Source organism: Vibrio sp. 10N.239.312.D08, from assembly GCF_041466145.1.
GTDB lineage: Bacteria > Pseudomonadota > Gammaproteobacteria > Enterobacterales > Vibrionaceae > Vibrio > Vibrio crassostreae_C.
The window spans coordinates 1-20387 of the sequence record NZ_JBFSSD010000001.1; the positions used below are offsets into that span (position 1 = coordinate 1).

The 20387-nt window shown below is 40.9% G+C and carries 29 protein-coding genes; 2 read left to right on the forward strand and 27 right to left on the reverse strand.

Annotated features, from left to right (window positions below; all coding sequences use genetic code 11):
• Nucleotides 1–522: 522 nt before the first annotated feature.
• A complete protein-coding gene (locus tag AB6D58_RS00005) occupies nt 523–1095 on the reverse strand; it encodes a DUF6988 family protein (RefSeq protein ID WP_372155887.1) in 573 nt (190 codons plus the stop codon).
• Nucleotides 1096–2153: 1058 nt separating this feature from the next.
• On the opposite strand from AB6D58_RS00005, the gene AB6D58_RS00010 reads away from it, so the two are divergent.
• Nucleotides 2154–2768, forward strand: a complete 615-nt coding sequence (locus tag AB6D58_RS00010) for a thiol:disulfide interchange protein DsbA/DsbL (RefSeq protein WP_372155888.1) — start codon at nt 2154–2156, stop codon at nt 2766–2768.
• A gap of 109 nt (nt 2769–2877) precedes the next feature.
• Here the strand turns inward: AB6D58_RS00010 and AB6D58_RS00015 are convergent, their stop codons facing one another.
• The 3 genes from AB6D58_RS00015 to AB6D58_RS00025 all read right to left on the reverse strand — a co-directional run bounded on the left by AB6D58_RS00015 (nt 2878) and on the right by AB6D58_RS00025 (nt 5706).
• A complete protein-coding gene (locus tag AB6D58_RS00015; RefSeq protein WP_372155889.1) occupies nt 2878–3084 on the reverse strand; it encodes a cold shock domain-containing protein in 207 nt (68 codons plus the stop codon).
• A 369-nt stretch (nt 3085–3453) separates the two neighbouring features.
• Nucleotides 3454–4902 (reverse strand): Eco57I restriction-modification methylase domain-containing protein, encoded by a 1449-nt coding sequence (locus AB6D58_RS00020; RefSeq protein WP_372155890.1) that lies wholly within the window; start codon nt 4900–4902, stop codon nt 3454–3456.
• A gap of 387 nt (nt 4903–5289) precedes the next feature.
• The gene (locus tag AB6D58_RS00025; RefSeq protein ID WP_372155891.1) at nt 5290–5706 is read right to left on the reverse strand and encodes a hypothetical protein; all 417 of its coding nucleotides are present in this window, start codon (nt 5704–5706) and stop codon (nt 5290–5292) included.
• A gap of 463 nt (nt 5707–6169) precedes the next feature.
• Between AB6D58_RS00025 and AB6D58_RS00030 the strand changes: the two genes are divergently transcribed.
• Nucleotides 6170–6373: a hypothetical protein gene (locus tag AB6D58_RS00030; RefSeq protein ID WP_372155892.1), complete on the forward strand. Its 204-nt coding sequence runs from the start codon at nt 6170–6172 to the stop codon at nt 6371–6373.
• A gap of 42 nt (nt 6374–6415) precedes the next feature.
• On the opposite strand, the gene AB6D58_RS00035 is transcribed toward AB6D58_RS00030, so the two are convergent.
• The 23 genes from AB6D58_RS00035 to AB6D58_RS00145 form a co-directional block, all read right to left on the reverse strand.
• Entirely contained in the window at nt 6416–6847 is a 432-nt protein-coding gene (locus AB6D58_RS00035; protein ID WP_372155893.1) for a hypothetical protein, read from the reverse strand.
• 251 nt (nt 6848–7098) lie between these two features.
• Nucleotides 7099–7458, reverse strand: a complete 360-nt coding sequence (locus AB6D58_RS00040; RefSeq protein ID WP_372155895.1) for a hypothetical protein — start codon at nt 7456–7458, stop codon at nt 7099–7101.
• Between the two features lie 5 nt (nt 7459–7463).
• A complete protein-coding gene (locus tag AB6D58_RS00045) occupies nt 7464–7934 on the reverse strand; it encodes a hypothetical protein (RefSeq protein ID WP_372155897.1) in 471 nt (156 codons plus the stop codon).
• A gap of 177 nt (nt 7935–8111) precedes the next feature.
• The gene (locus AB6D58_RS00050; RefSeq protein WP_372155899.1) at nt 8112–8297 is read right to left on the reverse strand and encodes a hypothetical protein; all 186 of its coding nucleotides are present in this window, start codon (nt 8295–8297) and stop codon (nt 8112–8114) included.
• Between the two features lie 3 nt (nt 8298–8300).
• Nucleotides 8301–8579, reverse strand: a complete 279-nt coding sequence (locus tag AB6D58_RS00055) for a hypothetical protein (RefSeq protein WP_372155901.1) — start codon at nt 8577–8579, stop codon at nt 8301–8303.
• A gap of 281 nt (nt 8580–8860) precedes the next feature.
• Nucleotides 8861–9742, reverse strand: a complete 882-nt coding sequence (locus tag AB6D58_RS00060) for a DUF4942 domain-containing protein (protein WP_372155902.1) — start codon at nt 9740–9742, stop codon at nt 8861–8863.
• A 217-nt stretch (nt 9743–9959) separates the two neighbouring features.
• Nucleotides 9960–10412: a hypothetical protein gene (locus tag AB6D58_RS00065; protein WP_372155904.1), complete on the reverse strand. Its 453-nt coding sequence runs from the start codon at nt 10410–10412 to the stop codon at nt 9960–9962.
• A gap of 333 nt (nt 10413–10745) precedes the next feature.
• Entirely contained in the window at nt 10746–11012 is a 267-nt protein-coding gene (locus tag AB6D58_RS00070) for a hypothetical protein (protein ID WP_372155906.1), read from the reverse strand.
• 70 nt (nt 11013–11082) lie between these two features.
• Nucleotides 11083–11445 carry a hypothetical protein gene (locus AB6D58_RS00075; RefSeq protein ID WP_372155908.1) on the reverse strand — a complete coding sequence of 121 codons (363 nt, stop codon included), beginning with the start codon at nt 11443–11445 and terminating at the stop codon, nt 11083–11085.
• 294 nt (nt 11446–11739) lie between these two features.
• Nucleotides 11740–12033, reverse strand: a complete 294-nt coding sequence (locus AB6D58_RS00080) for a hypothetical protein (protein ID WP_372155910.1) — start codon at nt 12031–12033, stop codon at nt 11740–11742.
• Complete coding sequence (locus tag AB6D58_RS00085; RefSeq protein WP_372155912.1) at nt 12030–12356, reverse strand: hypothetical protein; 327 nt, start codon at nt 12354–12356, stop codon at nt 12030–12032. The genes AB6D58_RS00080 and AB6D58_RS00085 overlap by 4 nt, the downstream gene beginning before the upstream one ends.
• A gap of 26 nt (nt 12357–12382) precedes the next feature.
• The gene (locus AB6D58_RS00090) at nt 12383–12865 is read right to left on the reverse strand and encodes an AAA family ATPase (protein ID WP_372155913.1); all 483 of its coding nucleotides are present in this window, start codon (nt 12863–12865) and stop codon (nt 12383–12385) included.
• Nucleotides 12866–13460: 595 nt separating this feature from the next.
• On the reverse strand, nt 13461–13697 hold the full coding sequence (locus tag AB6D58_RS00095) for a hypothetical protein (protein WP_372155914.1): 237 nt from the start codon (nt 13695–13697) through the stop codon (nt 13461–13463).
• A gap of 247 nt (nt 13698–13944) precedes the next feature.
• Nucleotides 13945–14271, reverse strand: a complete 327-nt coding sequence (locus AB6D58_RS00100) for a hypothetical protein (protein ID WP_372155916.1) — start codon at nt 14269–14271, stop codon at nt 13945–13947.
• Nucleotides 14272–14564: 293 nt separating this feature from the next.
• Complete coding sequence (locus AB6D58_RS00105; protein WP_372155918.1) at nt 14565–14930, reverse strand: hypothetical protein; 366 nt, start codon at nt 14928–14930, stop codon at nt 14565–14567.
• The gene (locus AB6D58_RS00110) at nt 14914–15249 is read right to left on the reverse strand and encodes a hypothetical protein (RefSeq protein WP_372155920.1); all 336 of its coding nucleotides are present in this window, start codon (nt 15247–15249) and stop codon (nt 14914–14916) included. The genes AB6D58_RS00105 and AB6D58_RS00110 overlap by 17 nt, the downstream gene beginning before the upstream one ends.
• A gap of 41 nt (nt 15250–15290) precedes the next feature.
• A complete protein-coding gene (locus AB6D58_RS00115) occupies nt 15291–15893 on the reverse strand; it encodes a hypothetical protein (protein WP_372155921.1) in 603 nt (200 codons plus the stop codon).
• 183 nt (nt 15894–16076) lie between these two features.
• Complete coding sequence (locus AB6D58_RS00120; protein WP_372155922.1) at nt 16077–16526, reverse strand: hypothetical protein; 450 nt, start codon at nt 16524–16526, stop codon at nt 16077–16079.
• Between the two features lie 121 nt (nt 16527–16647).
• A complete protein-coding gene (locus AB6D58_RS00125) occupies nt 16648–16965 on the reverse strand; it encodes a hypothetical protein (RefSeq protein ID WP_372155924.1) in 318 nt (105 codons plus the stop codon).
• Between the two features lie 77 nt (nt 16966–17042).
• Nucleotides 17043–18209, reverse strand: a complete 1167-nt coding sequence (locus tag AB6D58_RS00130; protein ID WP_372155926.1) for a hypothetical protein — start codon at nt 18207–18209, stop codon at nt 17043–17045.
• Between the two features lie 363 nt (nt 18210–18572).
• Nucleotides 18573–18794: a hypothetical protein gene (locus AB6D58_RS00135; protein ID WP_372155928.1), complete on the reverse strand. Its 222-nt coding sequence runs from the start codon at nt 18792–18794 to the stop codon at nt 18573–18575.
• Nucleotides 18795–19120: 326 nt separating this feature from the next.
• On the reverse strand, nt 19121–19921 hold the full coding sequence (locus AB6D58_RS00140) for a hypothetical protein (protein ID WP_372155930.1): 801 nt from the start codon (nt 19919–19921) through the stop codon (nt 19121–19123).
• Nucleotides 19884–20378 (reverse strand): hypothetical protein, encoded by a 495-nt coding sequence (locus tag AB6D58_RS00145; RefSeq protein WP_372155932.1) that lies wholly within the window; start codon nt 20376–20378, stop codon nt 19884–19886. Before AB6D58_RS00145 ends, AB6D58_RS00140 begins: the two co-directional genes overlap by 38 nt.
• Nucleotides 20379–20387: the final 9 nt, after the last annotated feature.

Consider the following 20387-nt stretch of genomic DNA (forward strand, 5'->3'; position numbering starts at 1 on the left):
GGTTGTCTTGGGCATCCACAGATTGATCGGCCCCATTCAAACACGTTTCTGGACAGAAGTGATTAGGCGCCTTACTAATTTAGCGACTAATGAATAACTTTAAATATGGAAAATTCAAGAGCTACTGAGAATTTAGTAGCTGATGGGATACCTATGCAACTAAGTAAAGCTTAACCATAAAATCGTCTAAATCTTTTGCGACAACATCTAACATTTTTTTTCGGATTGCTGAAGAACTACCGCATGATAAGAAAATTTACTGAGCAATTTGTCCCATATTCCGCTTATAGTCGCGCTCGTTTAAGTCAAAACTTCTTGTAGGTTTTTTAGTTTCCTCAACAATCTTCATCATCAAGTTCTTGAATAAGCACAATACATCGTTCGGATCGCTCAACTCCATTTTCCCCATCCAGTCAAAACTTTAAACACATAGTGAAACATCAGATAAATTTGGTCAAATAGGAATGACTACGAATGTTATGAATAAAAGATCTAAGCAGATATGGGGAGAATACGAGTTGATTATTCGAATGGAACCCTCGCTTGGAAACAGTCTGAATAGACTTTGAATGACTCATAAACTTCTTTAGTTAACTGCGACTGCCCAGTTAAAATAGAGGCGAAAACTGCAACCAATCCATTGACACCATTTGAGTTTTTGAGGACTTGCTCTAACAAAGGCGACGGGTAGCCTTTACTATGTCTTTCGATAGCATGTAATCCACCATGCACATAAGAACTAAGTGGCTTCCACGAGTATTCCTTGAATTCGAGAATTGGGTCTACGGCATTTTTAGGAGCGTGTTTCTCAAGTTGGCTTATCATCTCACTTAACATTGGTAAGTTGTTTGCCCTCCTCTGGTTTGATTCATTCAACTCTGCCGTCAGCTTAGTTATTGCATTATCGTTTGCTGCATACATAACCCAGACACCCCGAACAAAGCTTTCAAACTGTAGCCTTAATAATCCGAGTGCGGAAGTACAGTTTCTATTTGCGATTAATATCTTGAGACTCTCTGCGTGCTCCAGTGAAACGCTGCACAATATGTGGCTAACATGGATTCTTTTGGTGTCGTCATATAATGGCTCTCGCAAAATAGTAGCAACATAGGTTTCATATTCAGCGGATCTACTAAGTAAGGTATCGATGTTGAACTCCTAATTCTACTGAGATCAATCTTGGTTAAAAGTGTTGAGCGATTTATCTTCTAGTCACTTTACTTGTATAAGGAAAAGTTAGTCAAATTCAGTTGTCATAAAGTGTGTTATCTATCTGAGTTAACTCATTCAGGGGCATTTTCGATTTAGAAATGGCAGCGTATCGACTGTGCAGCGTATCGACTGCGATCGCTGCCATTTTAGTATGATACTTTAATACTCAGTATGAATCTTTATTACTTGGTAACAAACTACTATTACTCTCTCACAGGAGGCCGACATGCGCTTCATCAAAATTAGGTACTTTCTAGTTACTTGTATTAACACCAACGTAAATACCCTTGTTATTTACCAAGATAGACTGAATGTAATTTTTGCAGAATGTAGACGCATAATATCCCTCCCAAACACTATGAGGAGAACCATTGAATGAAGGGACCAAGTTCAGTGTCGAATTGAAGCCGTATTTGTTCCTCACGTTTGGCAAGTGCATATATCGTAGTTACTGTTTAGTTGGGGTTCTGCCTTTACTGTCCCGCAGGCAATCACAGCCCCCGCAGCTGCTAATACAGTACGCTTCATTGATAGTTCCATTTTTGTAGGTTTGAATAAAAATTAAACACTGTTTCATGTGTTTTTTTTACTTGTTACTCTTGGTGATCAGAGATTGACATCTCAAGTTGGAAATAGTTATGTAGTCGTATGTTCACGGTATGATCTGTCGATTAGACATAAGCCTCTCAATGTTATCTTACCTCGTTGGTTAATCGTTACAATTTGTAGAGCCTTTTGTAGATGCGAAACTGTCGATTGTTTAATGAAAACGGATTATGATACTTATTCATTTCAGTGCCCTATACCGCACTAAATATCTGAACCTCAAGGCAAAAGATGAATCGACTCGTTTTGTCTGCGATCATTGCTGCGCTTTTGGCGCGTCATTTTACTCATAATAATCAGAGGCCAGGCCTCAAAATCTAACGGAGCTCAACTAAATGAAGAAGCTATTCGCTTTTGTCACATCACTTTTATTATCTGTATCTGCTCACGCTCAATCTTCAGATGGATTTGCCTTTGACCAAGGTCAGCATTACAAAGATTTAGGAATGCCCAAGACGAACCAGAAGGTCGTAACTGAGTATTTTTCTTTCTATTGCGGCCACTGCTATTCATTTGAACCTATTATCGCTCAATTAAAACAAAGACTACCTCAAGATGTAACTCTTGTTAAAAAGCCAGTGTCGTTCATGGGCGGTAATATGGCAATTGAACTATCAAAAGCATACGTAACGGCTAAAGAGCTAGGCGTGGAAGATAAAATCGTTGCTTCGTTGTTTGAAACTATTCACAACAAACGCCAAGCTCCTAAAAATGTCCACCAGCTAAGCCAACTATTCGTATCTCATGGTGTTTCCGAAAATGAATTTGAGACTGTATTCTCGAGTTCTGAAACACTTAAGAAAGCCAACCTATTTGACAAAGACTTTTATGCTACCAAATTAACTGGCGTTCCGAGTGTTGTTGTTAATGGTAAGTACCTTGCCAACGCTGGTGGCGTGAAATCAATAGGCGAATATGTTGCCTTAATTGAATACTTGCTAACTAAGTAAGGCACACATACAAACACCGCATTGGCGGTGTTTTTTATCGGTCAATCATGCTCTATTTACCGGATTTCCAAGCCAAGCATAAACAAGGCTTTCATTAATCACTTAAGGTTTAAACTATGCTAATTTTGTGGGCATGAAAGCCATTTGTACTTTTGACCATTTCAAAGGTTACTCTCTGCCCGTGTTTGAGGCCGCGAAAACCCTCCGCCTGTATCTCGGTAAAGTGAGCAAATACATCCAATGTGGCTTGGTCGTCTGGGTTGATGAAACCAAACCCTTTAGCATTGTTAAACCACTTCACAGTTCCTTCTTTCATCTTCCTTTCCTTGGTTAGTAGTTGATACCCTTATACAGATCACCGCTTAACTTGATTCATTGTTAGTGGGTTTTACCTGTTCCATATGTATTGCTTAACCATGAGTCATTACTTTTTTTGCTCATCGATTTTGTTAAATGTAATGTCGTTCACTGCTACTGCACAAACAATATCAACGGGCATACCTCCTGATTTTGCATCTGGCAAATCAAAAGCATTATTAAATATAGAGATTACCGCCCTTCTGGGTAGACTGTATCACCTAGCGTGCAACCTTCCATAGTTTCACTATCCGCTCGCGCAAGCCCACTTAGACAGGCAATCACAAACAACATCGTTATACGTTTTTTCATCTATTTTTTACCTTATTTAGAACCTTAACTGATTGAGGTCCGAACGATTGACTTGCGTCGTACCGCCTATTGAGCGAATAACGGCATTATGCTCATTGCTACTCAGTGCTTCGACCAATTTACGGCCAAGTTCAAGGCTTAAAGGTTGATTGTTAGAGTGCAGGTATTGAACGTGGTTTTCAATCGCTAACTCTTTTAAGCCTGTAGTAGATCTCGTTAATAACACCGGAAATAAACGTTGTGTGGGCTTGTTTGAATCTGATTTCTTTTCATCATTTGATGCTATTCTCTTGAGCGCTACGTAACAGCCATCTTCCGGCAGAGATAAAACTTGGCGTTCCACAACATTAACTTCTCGTGGTTTGCGATTCTCGCCCCAAGTAACATTCCCTTCATTATCCATATCCGTGGCATACAAGACTGAGGCAACTCTTTCACCGCGCAAACGGTGCATTTCCACCTTTCCCGTACTCATGCTTACTCCAAGTGATTCGAGTGAGTCTTTACGGTTACGGTTTTTGTTCACAAGTTTTATATCTTGCTCTGAACGAGGCATCCACCAGCCATCGTTAGTAATAATGCTTTCAGCTGGCATAACAAGATCGAATTCCGGAGTTGAAGTCGGTGTATCCATTACCGTCAGTCTCACGTTCATATTTTGCTTTGGAGTCTTCTTCAAGCGGATGAGTATTGTCTCTTGGAGTACGTTCTTAAAATTACTACGCGATCGATAGAGCACCACATGCTCTACACTCATTCGACTATTCAGCCATGCTCTAAACTTTTTGAAGTAATCACCGGAAGCGAACGATCTAGGGATGATTGCAAGCAGCTCCCCACCCTCTTCTAACCATGACGCAGATAAAGCAATAAAGACCGCATAGAGGTTTGGCACCGGTATCCCGTTCGCGGTCATAACTTTGCTAAGAGCGCTATTTTTGTCGAGTTTTTTATATGGCGGGTTAGTCTGTATGATTCTCGGCTTTGTAATACCTGAGATTTGCCCCGTTTTAAGAAGCTTTTCGGCATCGGCTGTAAAGTCATTATGCAATTCTACATCAACTGACTGTTCACAACGCTTCTCAAACATATCCCAAACTTGCGCCCAACTATCTTTTAGTCGTTCATCTTTCTCAAAGCCTCTGATAAGCATCTCAGGCGTTTTTTCTGATGAAGCTACCTTAGACGCCATTGCAACACTCAGGATGCCGGTACCACAACCTGGGTCGGCTAGCGTACAAAAATCAGTTGGGATCGAACTCTCCGGTAGTAGTGACGATAATTGAGCTGCCATCGCGTATGGAGTAAAAACTTGGCCAAGTTGTAGCGATTGCTTCTTGGTAGTCTTTGAAGACCAGAAATCACTATTGCTTTGGGCTTGCATTAAAACGCTATGAAAAGCATCGGTAGGTTTTGTTGGTTCAGCCAAGCTGTAGGATAGTTGTGTTGTGCGTGCCGATGTCATCAATGAGTGCTCCTTTTATCTTGTTGTGTCATTGTATCAACGTGAAAAGCGAGCGAGTTTGTAACGCAGGGTGATCATGATAGAACTCATGGTGATATAACCTGCAAAAACCCATAAACTCGATATTTGGCGATCAGATTTCACTAACAGTAGCGGAGCATGTATATGCAAGAGGCCTGTGCTTATCAACAGGCGTAAAAAAACCTGTGTGACAATATTCAGGATTGACTGTACACAGGTTTATCTAAGCAATATTAAGGTATTGGTTCAACATTGCGTTGTGGCTAGCCTGCATTTCAACTGCTACCACCATACATAGCCAAGTTAGCGCGCTTAGTTATGAATTTATCAATAGCACACTTTGTTGATAAAAAGAAAAGCTTATGGCTATTTGGTCTCTGGAGATTTCTGTGTTGGTAACCCAAAAACACGATCTACGTTAACTTGTGCTACTTCTAGCGCACCCTGCATTTCTCTACTAGACGTATTATGTTCACGCTTCAAGTAGGCTTCGAAGGCATCATCCATTGACTTGGGATCAGTTGTGCCAAACTCGCCTTCTGCATATCGTTTAGCGAAATCTGTCGAGAGATCTATCATTTTTCGATTCGCTGTATATAGAGCTCTTACCGCCTCTAATCGAATTGAATCCTCTTCATTGAGGTTGTCTGGTTCTGATGTTTTTTCAGTGGCGATATCCGAGTAGATCACAGCAACTTCCATTGCTTTATTTAAATGCTGCTTTTTGTTCTCGATTAATTCATCTAAATTTGGGGATTTCTCTTGATTTACATTTTGATGCAAGAGAGGTTGTTCCATCACCATTGATGAATCTATTTCTTCTGTTGGAAGTTGGGCATCTTTACAGCCGAATAGGGCCAGCGTTAAAGATAGGGGCAGGCAGGGAAGTAAAAAGGGTCGTAGCTTCCTGTAACCACGACCCTTTCTAACATATTTCAAAGGTGTTTAAGGCCTGTTAAACCAAAACATCCTTGAGGGTTCAATATATCAGAAACAGTCATTCAATCAAGATGATAACTCTCGTTTTGAACCTTAGTTTTAAACTGTTCTAGACTGCATCTCAATTTTCCAAGTTCTGATTGGTTGCCACGTAATATTGAACTTGATGTTCCATCGTGACCTTGGTGACCTATCGACGTTAATTGCGAGCCTAATTTTTACCTACATTTCAGTTGCTTTTGCCTACAGAATTAAAAGACGCACAAGACATGGTAAGCATTAAGTCATGAAGGAGGATCGTTAGAAGATGAGTAAAACTGAAAAGACAAACCCATCGATATCCGATATTGAGGTCAAAGCTGAAGTGTTTCGCGTCATACGCGCCGGTTTAGAGATAAGACCGAAAGAGCTTTACAAGAGATTAGTCACTCACCTAGAGGGCACTGGGGCAACCAATAAACAGATCCTTAAGGCTCTCACTGAACTCGCTGAAACGAGCTATTTCAATTGATCTCAATTGAGAACCACATTTCAAATGTAATGACCCTCTGAGTTAATCCTCAATTTCGTAATAGTCGATTGTTAGGCCATCAAGGTTCAGCGTATTAGTTACTAGGATGAAGAATTTATTATCCGATCCATGCACCTCTCTCTGTGGATTCAGTCTCAAGCCATTTAAACCATCAGATCCAACTCCTTGCCCGGTAAAATCAGCAGACAAATTGCCACATTCAATAGAAATAACATTCAACAGTAATCGGTTTGTGACCTCGCTCTTCTCACCTTCATAGTTGGCGTAGCAGTTTTGAGGGTTCATGTTCCCTAACCTTGTGATCTGAATTCGTTGGCCTTCAACGAATTGAGCTTCAAGCATTGCAGCTATAGGTACTACATATTTGTCATTAGCAGTTACGGACTTGAGTTCATTACCGCAGCCAGTAAGGACTAAAGCGCTTAGAAGTGCTGTAAGGCATATCTTTTTCATAAGGTTAATTCTGTGGCTTAAATGTATAAATCCCAATCTACATTATTAAATAAATCAGGGGCGAAAGTATGGAGCAGATTTCATTTTGGTTAGGTTCGAATCTGTTTCTTTATTACGGGTATTCCAAGCTTAATCCGCAGACCTACTTAGCAGCGTCACCAATCACTAAAACAACTCAACTTCTGTAGTTCTATCTGCGTATTGAGTGACTTTAAAAGTCTTATTAGGACGGTAAATTTCATAATCTATCTCTAATAGTTTGAAAGTGGTCGTACAGGCTGTAAGTCAATAACGCACCCTTTGAGTATTGGCCGCTTGCCGAAACAGCCGCATTGAGTGCATTTCATCCAATCAAAATCTGATTCACCACCCTTCCCCTCACAAAGTACCATTGAGTGCTTTTCCCATTGGTGATCACAAATCAGTTGAGCACTTGTGAAATTGGGCTTCTTGGTTTTGAAAAGCTGGACAGCATAACCTTGTTTAGAAACCATCGATGCATCAAACTTACAGACATTCCACCAACCTTGAACGGAATCTTCCCCACCGGGCGTATAGTATTTCCCAATAGCCACATCAGAACGACACAAATCGCACTTCAATTTACCCATAAAATCTAGTCCTTAAGTTCCTGTAGTGTGCAATTGATTGGTTTGGTCATCATTTCTAGCAACGATTGGAGCAAAACCTTATCAGGGTTCGGCTTTAAAAGTTCTTCTTCGTATTCTTTGAGACAGTGCCTTACTTTACCTACGTCGTACATCAGCTCCGTTCTAGAAGACGAGCCTAGTTTAAATTTTGATGGACTATTTAGCACCTGATGTTGCTGTAGTCGCTGATCTAACTCGGCTTGGATTCGAGTATTAGTCCAACCTTTGACGTAATGAAGCGCAAGGCAAATACGATCAGCAGAATATTCTTTGATGACGTCGGTCATTTTGCCTGAGTAAGCAAGCGTAGCGAATCCCATGTCAAAGTTGCCGACTGTCATTCGTACCGTAGCGCGCTTAAAACCACAAACATGAAATGTAGCATGGTTTACAGAGGCTTCTTGATTTAAAGGGTTTTGTGTTGAATAGCTAACCATATCACTCTCTTTATCAACGACTATGTTTAAGAGTTGATCTTATCAGGATGCTCGAGTTTTTTAGTTGGATAACTTAGCGATCAGAGTTGTATTCACAAGGATGCGTTGGACCACCAACAGAAGTGATCCAACATAGAGATGTGATTTGGTAAATCAGAATCACACAAATCATGATTTCTATTCACTTTTTGACTCTGAACTTTTTAACGTGTTGTAGCCTGCCTTTAACACATGAGCGAGAACCACCCCCATAAGAATGCCAAAAAGTAGTTCTGGTATAGACTCTGTGCCGGCGTTCAAGCAGGCAACTATCGCTGAACCAACAAAAACCGCGACAAGTTCACCATTGCTGAATAATCTCATCCTCTACCCCTTACCCAGTTCTTTGAATTCAGCAGGCCTTAGTTGGATCATCGCCACTAGATCTTCACCCTGCTTCAATTGCATTACTAAGCTCGTACTCTCAGGTATCAACTTTTGAAGCTGTGTGTGAGGATTACTTGTTTGAACAAATACCCAAAACTCACCTGCAATCTCATTTGGTGTTACTGTTAACGCATCTGAACATTCTGAAAGTGCAAGCAAGTCCACTTTAGGCACTTCTTGGATTTGCCATTTCCGAACCAGTTCGATCGTTGTTGTCATGATACATTCTCCTAAAATTGTACAACTTGAATCCATTGTAATCGAGGATATTGATTTTATACTTTTATTGTACTGCGGATCAGTGTTTTTGAAGGTGGTTGTAATAGTAGAACAATGGCCTCGTATTAATGGAAGAGTCAGGGTAATAAGTGATGCTGTCTGGTGAGACTTTACTATTTGATAGCCTTCCCAGAATGAAGATAGGAAAGTATGATTCGGCATGAAAACGGTAGTTTGTGTATGATTTTTGTTTGGCGACTAAACCTACAATAGTCATCTTTTTATACAGCGCTTAGGTACTGATTTTTTGCAAGCTGATCATTTAGCAAATCCACCATAGATTCAGGGAACAGAACGTGTACATTCTTATTTTTCCAAAAATTGAGCGCTATACCACACTTGAGCTCGACTGAATTAATTTGGTGATAATCTTGTCCGATATCTTCAATCTGTGATTTTAGTTCTGACCAGATAGAGTTTTCCGTTACACCATTTTTGTCGAAGTGCCATTGATTGACCAAGATCCATCGCCAAACTACAGTGAACAATGTTTCTAATTGGCCGTGGGTCGATAGTTTAAAATTCAATCCGTACTCACAAAACGAATCTTTGATTATGACCTTTTTACCAAACATGCGTTTGTTATTTGAGACGTAAGTAGATGATAGCGCGCCAAACGTGTCATACAGAGCCTCTAGCAAATCAGCGTCACGGTTCTCATATAACGATTGAAGAGTCGTGTTTACATTGTCTAGCGTGAATGGTTGTGGGTTAGCCTTGCACTGAGCATCGAATGAAGATTTCTGGTTCTTCGACATAGACTTGTAGAAACCTAGTCGATTGAAGATAAGGCGCCATAAGCCTCCATCTACACTTTTTACAATAGCGCTTTCTATATCGTCATCTGGCTTAAATTCTAACGTGCTCTCTTTTACGCGAATGCGGCTAGTTGACTTCTCACCAAGATTGTTAGAAATGTCGATCATCACTACCGTGAAATCATCAATGTAGCCACGATTCGAAGTAGGTACCAGATAATTAATTTCTCGAGCAGTCTTTGCAGCCTGTTTGTGTAGTTTCACTGATTGAATGTTTGTTTCAATCAGTGAGTTTCGTAATGTGCATAGTTGGTCGAGCAATTTGCGCTCTACTATTTCTGTCATTTGATAAACCGGGGCTGTTGGGTTGAATTGTGTTCAGTATATCAACTCAAAAGTCTCGGTTTGCTTGGGATGCAGGGTGATCAGATTAATACCTTTTAGGGCCTAGTGAGTTCTGCCGACCACCTTGATTCGACATCAACCAAGCTAGGAATCATGTCGTATTAATCAGCACAAATGTACGCTAGGTTATGTTAGGTCGAGGTCTGAGGTTTGCGGTTCAGCTGAAGAGAGGTGAACGTTTGTGATTGACGAACAGGTATTGGTAATCAACAGACATGCGCAGGGCCATATGGTCAACCCCTTTGCATTTCTGAAATACATCTTGAGCCTTGTGCGACGGGAAGCGAATTAATTCAACATACTCAACTGGAGTATCTAATTGCCAAAATAGTTGAGCCGTTAGATCGAAGTAACCATTCTGATCCCGGTTCCAAGCGTGTTCAATTGATATACCAATGTCCGACATATAAACATAGCCAAGTACATAATCGCTTCCATCAATAGAGCTCAAGTTGAGAGAGTTTGAGAAGCACTGCTTCTCTTGAAGGAACTTGGATGCAACCCCTACCCAATCAGAACTAGCGGGATAGCATGAGACTGGTTTTAGGTGTTCTTTTAAGACAGATTGAGTGGAAGCTATGTATTCTAATAATTTGTCTGTTGTATTCATTTTTGGACTATCAATTCCTTAATTCTAACCAAAGTTTTCGGCCCACAAAGGCTAGAAGAACTCCACTTCCCACCAGCCCGCTTAATGCGCTGATTAATTCTTTTCCCCACAAAGGAAGGAGGATGCTAAGAAAAATACCACTGCAACCGAGGATCACAATGAATATTTCTAGTTTCCCTTTAGGTTTTAGATGTTGCATACAATCAGTCTGTTTGATCATAAAGTTCATCAAACGATTGGTTCGTTAACTGGGCTAAAGTCGCACAATTTTGAGCCTTATTGCTAAGCACCAATCGCTTATCAACAAACACCCGAATTCGCCCTCCGATGGCTCTAAGAATTGTCATACTTGCAAAGCTCAACTGTCATATCAAAAAACCGCTCCCGCGCATTGATGATGTGTTCAGATTCTGGCGTGTAAACAGAAAAATATCCTTGATTCTGAATTAACCATTCAAATATTGGCCTGTGCTCTGCTGACGTTACCATTCTGTCTTCTGCTGCAGCACAGATCATTTGGTCTAAATTCGGAGCAAACTTCTTTAGATTCTCAATCATTGCCTGGTAATAGTTTGTATACATGCGTGAAGTTTCGTTCATAGCTTAAGAAAGCCATGAACGCCCCAAAGCACAGCAACGTTGAAATGAACAATGTTCCAGAAATCATTAACTATCCTTCAATTAACTTTTGGCTTTCCGTTGGTTTGGATACTTGCTTACGTTCCCAGACAGTCCAAAAATGTGTTCTGCCATCTACTTGGCCGTCGCTCACTAACCACTCTTCACTTCCCACATGGTTTTTTTTCCACTTCGGTTCAGTCCAGTCAACCTTTAAGTGTGTATAAGGTCGCTTAACCCATACTGGATCTACATAGCCGCAACAGGATTGAGGGTTATTAACGTTGCTATAGTAAGTATGGACGTCATCTATGATTACAAATACTGGTTGGATTAGGATAATCATGAACAAAAACGCCCAAAACTTGGGTGCAATTATCATCCTTTCCAATCCCTTACGAATACTGTTTGCCATGTCCGTCCTTAGTTAGTTAGTAGTTAAACAAAAATTGAAACTCAGTAGCATTACCAATGACGCAAATGCAGAGAGGAATGCAATTGAATACCAAAAAATTGATGAAGTCAAAAGTTGGATAAGAGGCTCAAAAGGGTGAGTTTATGGAGTTTCCTTTTCAGATACTTCTTGATCAACTCTTACCAAGTTAATACTTACGTTAGAGTGTGGGGTTGTTCCTTATTGAGCCGACCGATGTATTGACTTAAAGTAGCTTCTCAACCGACTTTCATTCAAAGCACTATGTTTGTTACTTCAGGCTTGATCAAACTCCAAGGCAATCCAACAACCACCCTCTGCGTAGCTACCGCGATATATAAGGTAATCTAGGTGAAAACTCCAGTCATGCATTATATCTTCAAGCACAGCAGTTACCACGTGTTCCAGTGGTAGATTTGTTGGTGGTTGAACGTCTTTGTTCATAAAGTGCATCAAAGTCCAAAGACGAGTAGGTTTTGCTTTGTTCTTGGGCCACTTAATAGGACTAGCAAGGGCGCGTTCGCCCTTTTTCGACGAGGCTTTAGGAATCCAAATATATTCTCGCTTCACTTCCCCACCCCTTTAATGACATCGCTATTGGGCAGTAAAGGTTTCAAGTATGACCACTTCGTGTTGTTGAACGTTGATAGTTGTTCCGGTGTTGCGCTCAATACCGCTTCGCAAATACGGTTGATAAATGTACTAATGACGATGGATTGGTCTTCATCAATTTGATCAAGTTCAAGCATTACTGCTTGCTGCTCTAATGCAAGGTAGAGTGCCGTACCCGGTTCAAGACTTTGAGAATCATAAACAGAGTAATCATTGAATCGAATTAGTTGACGAGCCACATCAATGAGCTGTCCTTGCGTTAGGTTATCTAAACGTTTCATACGTCTTACCTTCGTTGGATGTTTTCTTAAGTGCGCGCTGCACTACGTTTCTTTGTTGGTCGCGGGTACAGCTGACTTGGTTCTGATTTGTCACGCCAAGCGATTTTACCTTGGATGGCCTCATGTGTTTCGTATCGTTCAATCTGATTTTGGACAATTTCATCAGGCACACCATGAACATTTGGGAACCGTCCAGTACATTCGCGAATCGAGAACTTATACCCTTTTAGTCGAGCAAGGTTGTAGTAGAATTCGATTTCATGGAAGCGACAGAAAGTATTGCAAACGATGACTGTCTTCCCCTGTCGAGCTTGACGTGCTGATTCCGACTGACACCAATTATGAGCTAAGGCAATTTCGGTACGGTCGTAATCGTAATGACCATCAGCCCAAGTGAAAAACTGGTCGGCTTCGACTACTACAGAGTTGGAGATTTGGCATTGTAGTTCTTTACCTAGCGTTGACTTTCCACTTCCACTAACGCCTCGAACAATAATGATTTCTGCCATTGGTTACTGCTTCCTGATTGAAAAACTGTGATTAGTTTACCAACCAATAAGTAATACCTGATATCAGATTAAGGTGATCAGGTTTGTGCAGGATGCTTAGCCAGTGTCAGTGCAATGAATAGGTAGGCGAGTCTCTTGGTCATAAATGTAGAGGAACGCATTTGAAAAGTCCTGTCCCCGTATGCCTTGATGAACATTGAACCATCAAGGCATAAGTAACGAGACTTATAATGCCCAGGTTTCTGTTCAAAAAAGTTTGCCAGAGCTTCATAGTGATCACTTTCAGTTCCGTCACATCGAGTTGGTAAGCCATCTTTTGCTAAACGGTATTGTATAGGCCGCAAGTCGAACATCTTAAACCCTCCAATGCAGACCGAAGGTATCGTTATGATCGGGTTTTCTGCGTCTTGAGCATTTAGAGTTGCGGTCTTATCCGAATCAATGATTACTTGTTTGGTTGGGTATTGATCTGCATTTGTCTTAGGCCCTTGTTTCTCCTTATAACTTCATTGTGCAACACATAAGCACTAAGCGATATCACTACAGCGACCTTGAGCCATTTTAATGCCATTTAAAGTCTCTCGTTAGGACGGTTTTATGATTGATATTTTGTTAGTCGATTCTTGTTATAAAAACCAATCCAAGTTAGGCAGGCAATTACGATGCTACCCGTAAAGAGTTGCAGTATTGGCGTTGCTTTATTAAGGTCCGGTATATCAAAAGGGATCGCTAATATCGATGTAATGAAGACCTGATGTGAAAAAAACCAAATCATCTTTTGAAGCGGGGTTCCGGCTTTAAGGTATTTAGTTGCAAATTGTTTTAGGCTCACGTTAACTCCTTAAGGGCTATTGTGGTGGTTTAAATAGTTTCCACACGAACCATAAAATGTGACATATCTAGATTCAAGTCTTTAATCACCTGTTGCCAATTCTTGTACACGGTATTGTTAAGCTTGGCTATGTACCCAAGTTCATTAGAAAGCTTTACTGTTGCCCCGCACTCTTGCTGAACAATCGAGGCTATCTCTGTCACGTTCAGGCAAACTAAACTCTCGAGTTCTGCGCTATACTCTTGGACTAATTCTGCACCATCATGAGTAAAGTACGGATAGAGGAACGGAAATCCACTCCTAACTGTTCCGAAACCAGACGGCAAATCACCCGCTTTAGATGCTCGAGAGAGTTAAAGAAAATTGGTTCTTCAAATTCATCCGCACACGGTTCGAAAAGCACATCTGAACATATATCTGAACCATCATTACAAGCATACCAGCGGCCATCGGCACATTTTACTACCATTAGATCGACAATATCCGTTTCAGCGGTTATCCAAGTCATGTGCAGGTGCTGTACAGTTTCAAACAAGTCATGAGTCTGCCACTCACCGTTTCTTTTATTTGGCACTTTCGCACATAGCAAATTTGTATTATCACTCGTAGCTTTCGATTTTCTCGTAAGGTATCCATTGAGGGGAGCTATGACTTAATTACCTTCTGGGGCAACAATCAGATCTCCGTTTTTGTGGTAAAAATCATGTGAGTCGAGGAAGTCTGAAATATCTCCTGCGTTTTAACCTGTCCATTGAATGAAAGCTTGCGTTGGGTTGGGTTTGATTAGCGGGTTATAGTCTTTGGTCATAATCGAAGTTCCTGTGTGGGCTTAAGCTGTTTTTGCCATAAGGCTTGAGCACTATGGCCTCAATAGCTTAGTTGGTATTTATTGATGATGTATTCTCGTGATTGTTCAGCGTCAGAATCGTTGATGCAACCTGTCTGATGGAAGACCGATGTTCCGCTTGGGTTACTGATTGTAATTGACTGCCACAACTCAAATCGCGGATCACAAGATTGTTCCACCTTTAGTCTGCGTACCCATGTAGCAGCTTTAAACAACCCCTTGTTGATTAACCATAGAGAGAACTTGTTTTGCTCTCTCAGAATTACGTCAGCCAAGAAGAAAGTGTTTAGCAACCCAAAACCATCAGTATTAATAGAATACGCCTCTAATAGCGCTCTACGACGCTCCTGATCCATTTCTAACTGCACACTAGTCATTAGAGCCAAAAGCCTTTCTTTTTTGTAATTTCATTACTGCAACATCAAACTTTGCTGAGTCTTTGGTCGGTTTTTTGGGAAACGACGTGCCTAAGACCGGTAAAGACAAAATAGTTCCAATCCATGGACCAAGAACGTACCACGAGTAAGGCATCTCTGCATGTAGTACAGAAGAACTCAAGTAGCAGATAAACGTGACAAAGACTATCCCAAAAATTAGTGTTCGAGGGAGATCGCTCTTAACCCACACCGATTTATCTAACTGATACAGTTTAAGCCGGTCGTTGTATAACTCCAGTTCTTCTTGTGTCATTTCATCATTCGTCATTCTTTCATTTCCTTTCAAGTCTGTGTATAAATTGGCTTCGCTTAAGGTTGTACTGCGTGGCGTGATAGATGGAATATACGCTCCTTTTGAGCAGCTGATGGCTGCTCTATTAGTAACGCTAAATCTATAATAGATTTATGCAAGGTATACTCTTCCTCAATCAGCCTACCGGAGTCGTCTGGGCTTTCCTTGGCTCCCAGTATTTGCACTGATTCGCCTTCAATAGCTAAATGCTCTTCATTGCTATTTGTGAACACATGTTCACCAGACTGGTAGACGGTCCAGATGACGCCATTAACACAAACGTAGTAGCCTACCGTCTTAGTTGTACCTTCGATGCTACGTTGTGATGTGTGGTGTGACAAATTTAAGATTTGTTCCGTTAGAACTTCCGATGGCTGATCTATTAGTAACGCTAAATCTATAAGAGATCTGTGTAAAGTATATTCTTCTTCAATCAGCCTACCGGAGTCGTCTGGGCTTTCCTTGGCTCCCAGTATTTGCACCGATTCGCCTTCAATAGCTAAATGCTCTTCATTGCTATTTGTGAACACATGTTCACCAGACTGGTAGACGGTCCAGATGACGCCATTAACACAAACGTAGTAGCCTACCGTTTTAGTTTTTTCATCAATCGATTTCATAAGTATTGTCCATTAAATAGTAGCTTAGGGCTTATGATATATATTCAGGAAGTTAGTTTCATTTCTAAAATGAGAGATCAAGATTCCCTGCTGTTCTATAAGCGTTGGCCGCATGGTATCTCGATATGCCCACCATATAGACGATAATGAAGGCTACTGCGCTTAACACACCTAGAACAACTCTCATGCCGGACCAACAAATTTCTTTATAGCTGTCAGTGCTTGTTGTTTGAAGGGGATGAAACTTGGGTATTCTTCAAACATAAAATCTACCATGTTGTGTCGTGTTGCTTCTTTCGACATCAATCCTCCTGCAGACTCTAGGTTACGCCTGTAGCGCTGAAGAAGCATACCTTCACGTAGACTTGCTAAGCACATACCAGTCAAACCATCGTTAAGCCAGAATCGATTATTTCCATCCCACTTGAATTCGCACGCATCTTGATCCGAGCTGATAATATTCACTCCGAATAGACAAGTAGCAGCTGGTGGCTGTATCCAACAAATAAAAGAAGGTATTTGTTCAAGTGAAGTCTTGCACCCCATCTCAACCCGAACGAAAACGCTTTTTTCTTCGCGGTACCAAGCGGCCAGATATCGATGATATCCATCCGTAAGGTTGAGTATATTCATGTCGCTGACTTCTAAAGCAGTGAGAGCATTGGTACTTGTAAGATCCCAATTGCGAACTAACCACCCTATTCGCTTAAGGTGCTCAACGCGAGTCGCGCTAAAGTTGCAACGCTCACCTGAATCAACAATTGTATCTACAAACAACCCATGTTGGGAATTGAGATTTAAGAAGAGTCCACGTCAACGTAACGAACTCTTTTAAAAATTTGTCTTCAGGTGGTGTTTGTAATGGTTCTTCTTCTAACGCCAACTTTGTTTCAACAACAAAGGCCTCGGGGTCTTTACAAACTTGAATGCCTGCGTTCTTTTCTTTACCTGTAACTAAAGACCAGCATGCATCGTCCCATTCAAACACTCCGTTATTGACCTGTACTAGTCTATGCTTTGATTTGTTTTTCGGCAGCATATCTTTACTGCTGACTTCAGCTTTCTTTTTCATTTTCTTGCTCTTATTCGATTTGAGTAAATTACACCGGCAATGAAGGGTGATCGGAGTTTTCTTACCAACTGAAAAAGTTAGTGAAAGGCGTTATCCATAAAGTCATCGTCGTCCAAGTATTTCGAGGTGAACACCGCGGCTGAAGCTTCTAAAAACCAATCAGTATGGAGACTCAATAACTCATTAGAATGCTGACAGTCTAGAGGACTGTTCATTCGATAATCTTCCAACCGGGAAAACAGTGTTTTTAGGGCGGTTTCAACGTCCAAAGGGTATTTGATGGTGTACACCATTTGCTCTAATAAAAAATCAGTAGCTAACGCTTTTACTCGCTCTTCTGTTGATGCAGCAAGTAATGCATGGAACATTAGATGCTCAGCTAACCTGGTACCAAACTCAAACCCTTCCTTACTGGTTAACTTGTCTCCGAAAATGAAATGGGACAAACTACGTAGATAGGCTTTGGCTGTATCTATATCTATACCCTTAGCAAAGCTGAGTTCTTCCATGTATCCAGAATGAAACGTACGCTTCATCTCTAAAGCGGTATCTTCACTTAGCTTTTCCCCATCTAGGGATTTCAGAAGTGAACGAGCCACCTCATTACTTTCTGACATACCAAAATGCGTTACAGACCAGTTATTAATGGCCTTATCGTAAGTTATACCAGTCGCGGTTACTTGATCTAGATACCCCACCATTTGCTCTATACAGGACGTTTGCGACGAGGTTCCTGTCACAATTACAAGTTTCATAGATTCTAGGGCGCGCGTGGTGTGTTTAATGATTGCATCGACTTCGAGGGAGTATTGGTATTTACCCTCTCTATTTGCGTGACTATTATTTCGCTTAAGTTTGATACAGAATTTAGTGTCGTCATGTAAGCGAACCTCAAAATCTAGTGTTACGTCAAATCCGAAGTTCACGTATGTAACACCTGCGACCTCAATGCTATCTGAGGCCTGATCTGAATTGAACATTGCTTGGAGCATTTTTACTAGCGATGGCAACGTTGCAATTCGGTCTGAATTGAGTTGATTGCTGTAGAGTGTCATTGATGAACGCATTACCTGTCTTTCGATTGTTCTTGCACTAGGTTTTAGCTCATCAAAACCTAATACCTCCAACAAGCAGCTAGAAAGGTGTTTCTTAAAAGCTTGATCAATCTGTTTTCTAGCATCGCTACCTAGCGTTGCTCCCAAAGCCTTCAGCTGGTGGCATTTTAAACGAAATAAAGCTTCCATTGTTTCACCCTGTTCAATTTTAACTTTTCGCCTTATAGCACGAAAAATTTTCTCCAACCAATGAATACACACGTTGATAGCTATTTTTTTGCTGTGTTAGCAATCTACTTCAACAATCAGTCGCGATTGGCAATCCGGCTTTCTTCCAAAAAAAAGACCCACCACCGGGTGAGCCTCTCAATTGCATTTATTTACTATACTTCGCACCAAAACTATCAATCACCGCGTTAAACAAATCGCGCTGAAAGACCCCTTTGGCCAACTCTAGAACCGCGTCATCTTCTATCTTAGTTTTTAGCCATTCAAGGATTTTGTAATCAATAAGTTTTAAACCGTTCGGTAGTGATATTACATAATTATCATCTAATACCTGACTGCTCTTTCGCTGAATAAGATCATCCTAGGGTTTCTGAACTGGCATTCTTTAAATGCTTGCCTCGCTTGTTTAAAAGTAAACCCTAAAGGGATAACAAACGAGTCACCAGACCCCATCAATTCAAACGGCCACTGGATTCCACCTTTATTATCTAGAGGCGCAATATCATCCGGAGTAAATCGCACCCTTTTTTCAATGAGAATATTCATTGGTCTTTACCTATGCAGCAATCATGTTCCATGTCACATTCGAACTGCTCTTTTTGTTCCACCAGCCACTCATCGCAATACTTATCTGGAAATTATTGAGTACCGATAACGCCTCCAAAACCACGACCTCATGAACACAATTGATTATGAGATTATCCCTATACATTGTATTAATTTACTCCACTCAGTAACATTTCGGATGGACAACGAAATGATTTATAAGTTTTAAAATATCTATCTCGGAAAGATAGCCAACCTCTGCCTTTGGTGATTAGTCTTGCGCCCGCCCTCTTTCTTGTTCATGGGGTGAACAATCGTTAAGATGCTTAATCTGTTGAGTATAGGTCGCGCCAAATGTGCAAGATATGTGATGCCGCCAAATTCGCTTGTTCGCTTAAAATGTTCCAAGTATTTTCTCTGTATGCCAAACTTGGTACCGCATACACTCGTACAGAGTAAGCATTTGGAGCTAGGTTTGCTGCGTTCTCTACTACCGTATCAATTGGTAATGGCGGTAATATATTGACTTCTGGTGAATACCCATCAAGGTAAGTGAACCAATACTGTCTAATGTTGTACTGACAATCTGGCATATTATTCTTACCTTTGTAGATACAGTATTTTAGACCGCCGCCATCCCCCCTTGAAAATTGTCTATGATCGAAAAATACAACTTTGCTGATAGGTTGATACGCCTGAACCGTCACGTGAGTTAGATATGAAGTCAAAGCTAATTTAATTTCCAACTCAACTTCTTGGTCAGCGGCTTCGTAAAGCGCTTCGTAAGTTGATGGGAGGTTATTTACCAGAAGTTTACCAAACCCTCCTTCCCTCAAGACAAATTGAGTCTGGTCGTAGCCTTTCTTACTCAATACCATCTTAACTTTTGAAGGAATACTTCTTCCATACTTTGAGTAAATACTTTGCAACCTGTTGGCTCTATAAGGCAGCTGTTTCACCGAGTGAAAATTAATTTCCTCAGTAGGGTTCATAACCTTAACCAACTTCTTATCCACCTGTTGTGCAGCAGCGACAATCTGGGAGTATGAGTCGAAGGAGAAAGCACTAGCACTCAGGCTAGGCAAAATGCTAACCAATACTGCTAATGAAATACTCGCCTTTTTCATCTACAACTACCTGCATTTTAATTCCATTAATGGTTGTTCCTTTGAACTCAGTCAACGGAATGATGTACTCAGCCTGATCACTGATAAAGTAAGCAGTCCAACTACCATCGTCGGATCGATTTAGCTGTTCCAGGCTTATAGGTCTAAGGTTTCTTTTCGCGTCTGCCCCTAATGACTCGAATTTAGAACTTTCTTTTAAAGCTGTTCTCAACAAGTCAGGAGATGTTTTTGCATTCTCATAAAGCTCATTAATTGCACGGATATCCGATGCCGGAATTACGTGCGCTTTAACTTCTTTGATTTCAGACTGGGAGCCCGACATCCCTTCAGCATTGTGAGATTCTTTAGCAGAACTTTCTTCAATCGAAGCTATGATATTCTTATCGAGTTCATTGGATGAATCGCAGCCAAACATTAAAACTGCAGTGATCCCCACAAGGCAAATGCGTTTCTTCATCGAGTAATT

Bases quoted from the DNA above. Each gene is read 5' to 3' on its own strand.
- AB6D58_RS00010 (WP_372155888.1), top strand. From the start codon at position 2,154: ATGAAGAAGCTATTCGCTTTTGTCACATCACTTTTATTATCTGTATCT.
- AB6D58_RS00015 (WP_372155889.1), bottom strand. From the start codon at position 3,084: ATGAAAGAAGGAACTGTGAAGTGGTTTAACAATGCTAAAGGGTTTGGT.
- AB6D58_RS00020 (WP_372155890.1), bottom strand. From the start codon at position 4,902: ATGACATCGGCACGCACAACACAACTATCCTACAGCTTGGCTGAACCA.
- AB6D58_RS00030 (WP_372155892.1), top strand. From the start codon at position 6,170: ATGAGTAAAACTGAAAAGACAAACCCATCGATATCCGATATTGAGGTC.
- AB6D58_RS00035 (WP_372155893.1), bottom strand. From the start codon at position 6,847: ATGAAAAAGATATGCCTTACAGCACTTCTAAGCGCTTTAGTCCTTACT.
- AB6D58_RS00040 (WP_372155895.1), bottom strand. From the start codon at position 7,458: ATGGGTAAATTGAAGTGCGATTTGTGTCGTTCTGATGTGGCTATTGGG.
- AB6D58_RS00045 (WP_372155897.1), bottom strand. From the start codon at position 7,934: ATGGTTAGCTATTCAACACAAAACCCTTTAAATCAAGAAGCCTCTGTA.
- AB6D58_RS00050 (WP_372155899.1), bottom strand. From the start codon at position 8,297: ATGAGATTATTCAGCAATGGTGAACTTGTCGCGGTTTTTGTTGGTTCA.
- AB6D58_RS00055 (WP_372155901.1), bottom strand. From the start codon at position 8,579: ATGACAACAACGATCGAACTGGTTCGGAAATGGCAAATCCAAGAAGTG.
- AB6D58_RS00060 (WP_372155902.1), bottom strand. From the start codon at position 9,742: ATGACAGAAATAGTAGAGCGCAAATTGCTCGACCAACTATGCACATTA.
- AB6D58_RS00065 (WP_372155904.1), bottom strand. From the start codon at position 10,412: ATGAATACAACAGACAAATTATTAGAATACATAGCTTCCACTCAATCT.
- AB6D58_RS00070 (WP_372155906.1), bottom strand. From the start codon at position 11,012: ATGAACGAAACTTCACGCATGTATACAAACTATTACCAGGCAATGATT.
- AB6D58_RS00075 (WP_372155908.1), bottom strand. From the start codon at position 11,445: ATGGCAAACAGTATTCGTAAGGGATTGGAAAGGATGATAATTGCACCC.
- AB6D58_RS00085 (WP_372155912.1), bottom strand. From the start codon at position 12,356: ATGAAACGTTTAGATAACCTAACGCAAGGACAGCTCATTGATGTGGCT.
- AB6D58_RS00090 (WP_372155913.1), bottom strand. From the start codon at position 12,865: ATGGCAGAAATCATTATTGTTCGAGGCGTTAGTGGAAGTGGAAAGTCA.
- AB6D58_RS00110 (WP_372155920.1), bottom strand. From the start codon at position 15,249: ATGACGAATGATGAAATGACACAAGAAGAACTGGAGTTATACAACGAC.
- AB6D58_RS00115 (WP_372155921.1), bottom strand. From the start codon at position 15,893: ATGAAATCGATTGATGAAAAAACTAAAACGGTAGGCTACTACGTTTGT.
- AB6D58_RS00120 (WP_372155922.1), bottom strand. From the start codon at position 16,526: ATGAATATACTCAACCTTACGGATGGATATCATCGATATCTGGCCGCT.
- AB6D58_RS00125 (WP_372155924.1), bottom strand. From the start codon at position 16,965: ATGAAAAAGAAAGCTGAAGTCAGCAGTAAAGATATGCTGCCGAAAAAC.
- AB6D58_RS00130 (WP_372155926.1), bottom strand. From the start codon at position 18,209: ATGGAAGCTTTATTTCGTTTAAAATGCCACCAGCTGAAGGCTTTGGGA.
- AB6D58_RS00135 (WP_372155928.1), bottom strand. From the start codon at position 18,794: ATGAATATTCTCATTGAAAAAAGGGTGCGATTTACTCCGGATGATATT.
- AB6D58_RS00140 (WP_372155930.1), bottom strand. From the start codon at position 19,921: ATGAAAAAGGCGAGTATTTCATTAGCAGTATTGGTTAGCATTTTGCCT.
- AB6D58_RS00145 (WP_372155932.1), bottom strand. From the start codon at position 20,378: ATGAAGAAACGCATTTGCCTTGTGGGGATCACTGCAGTTTTAATGTTT.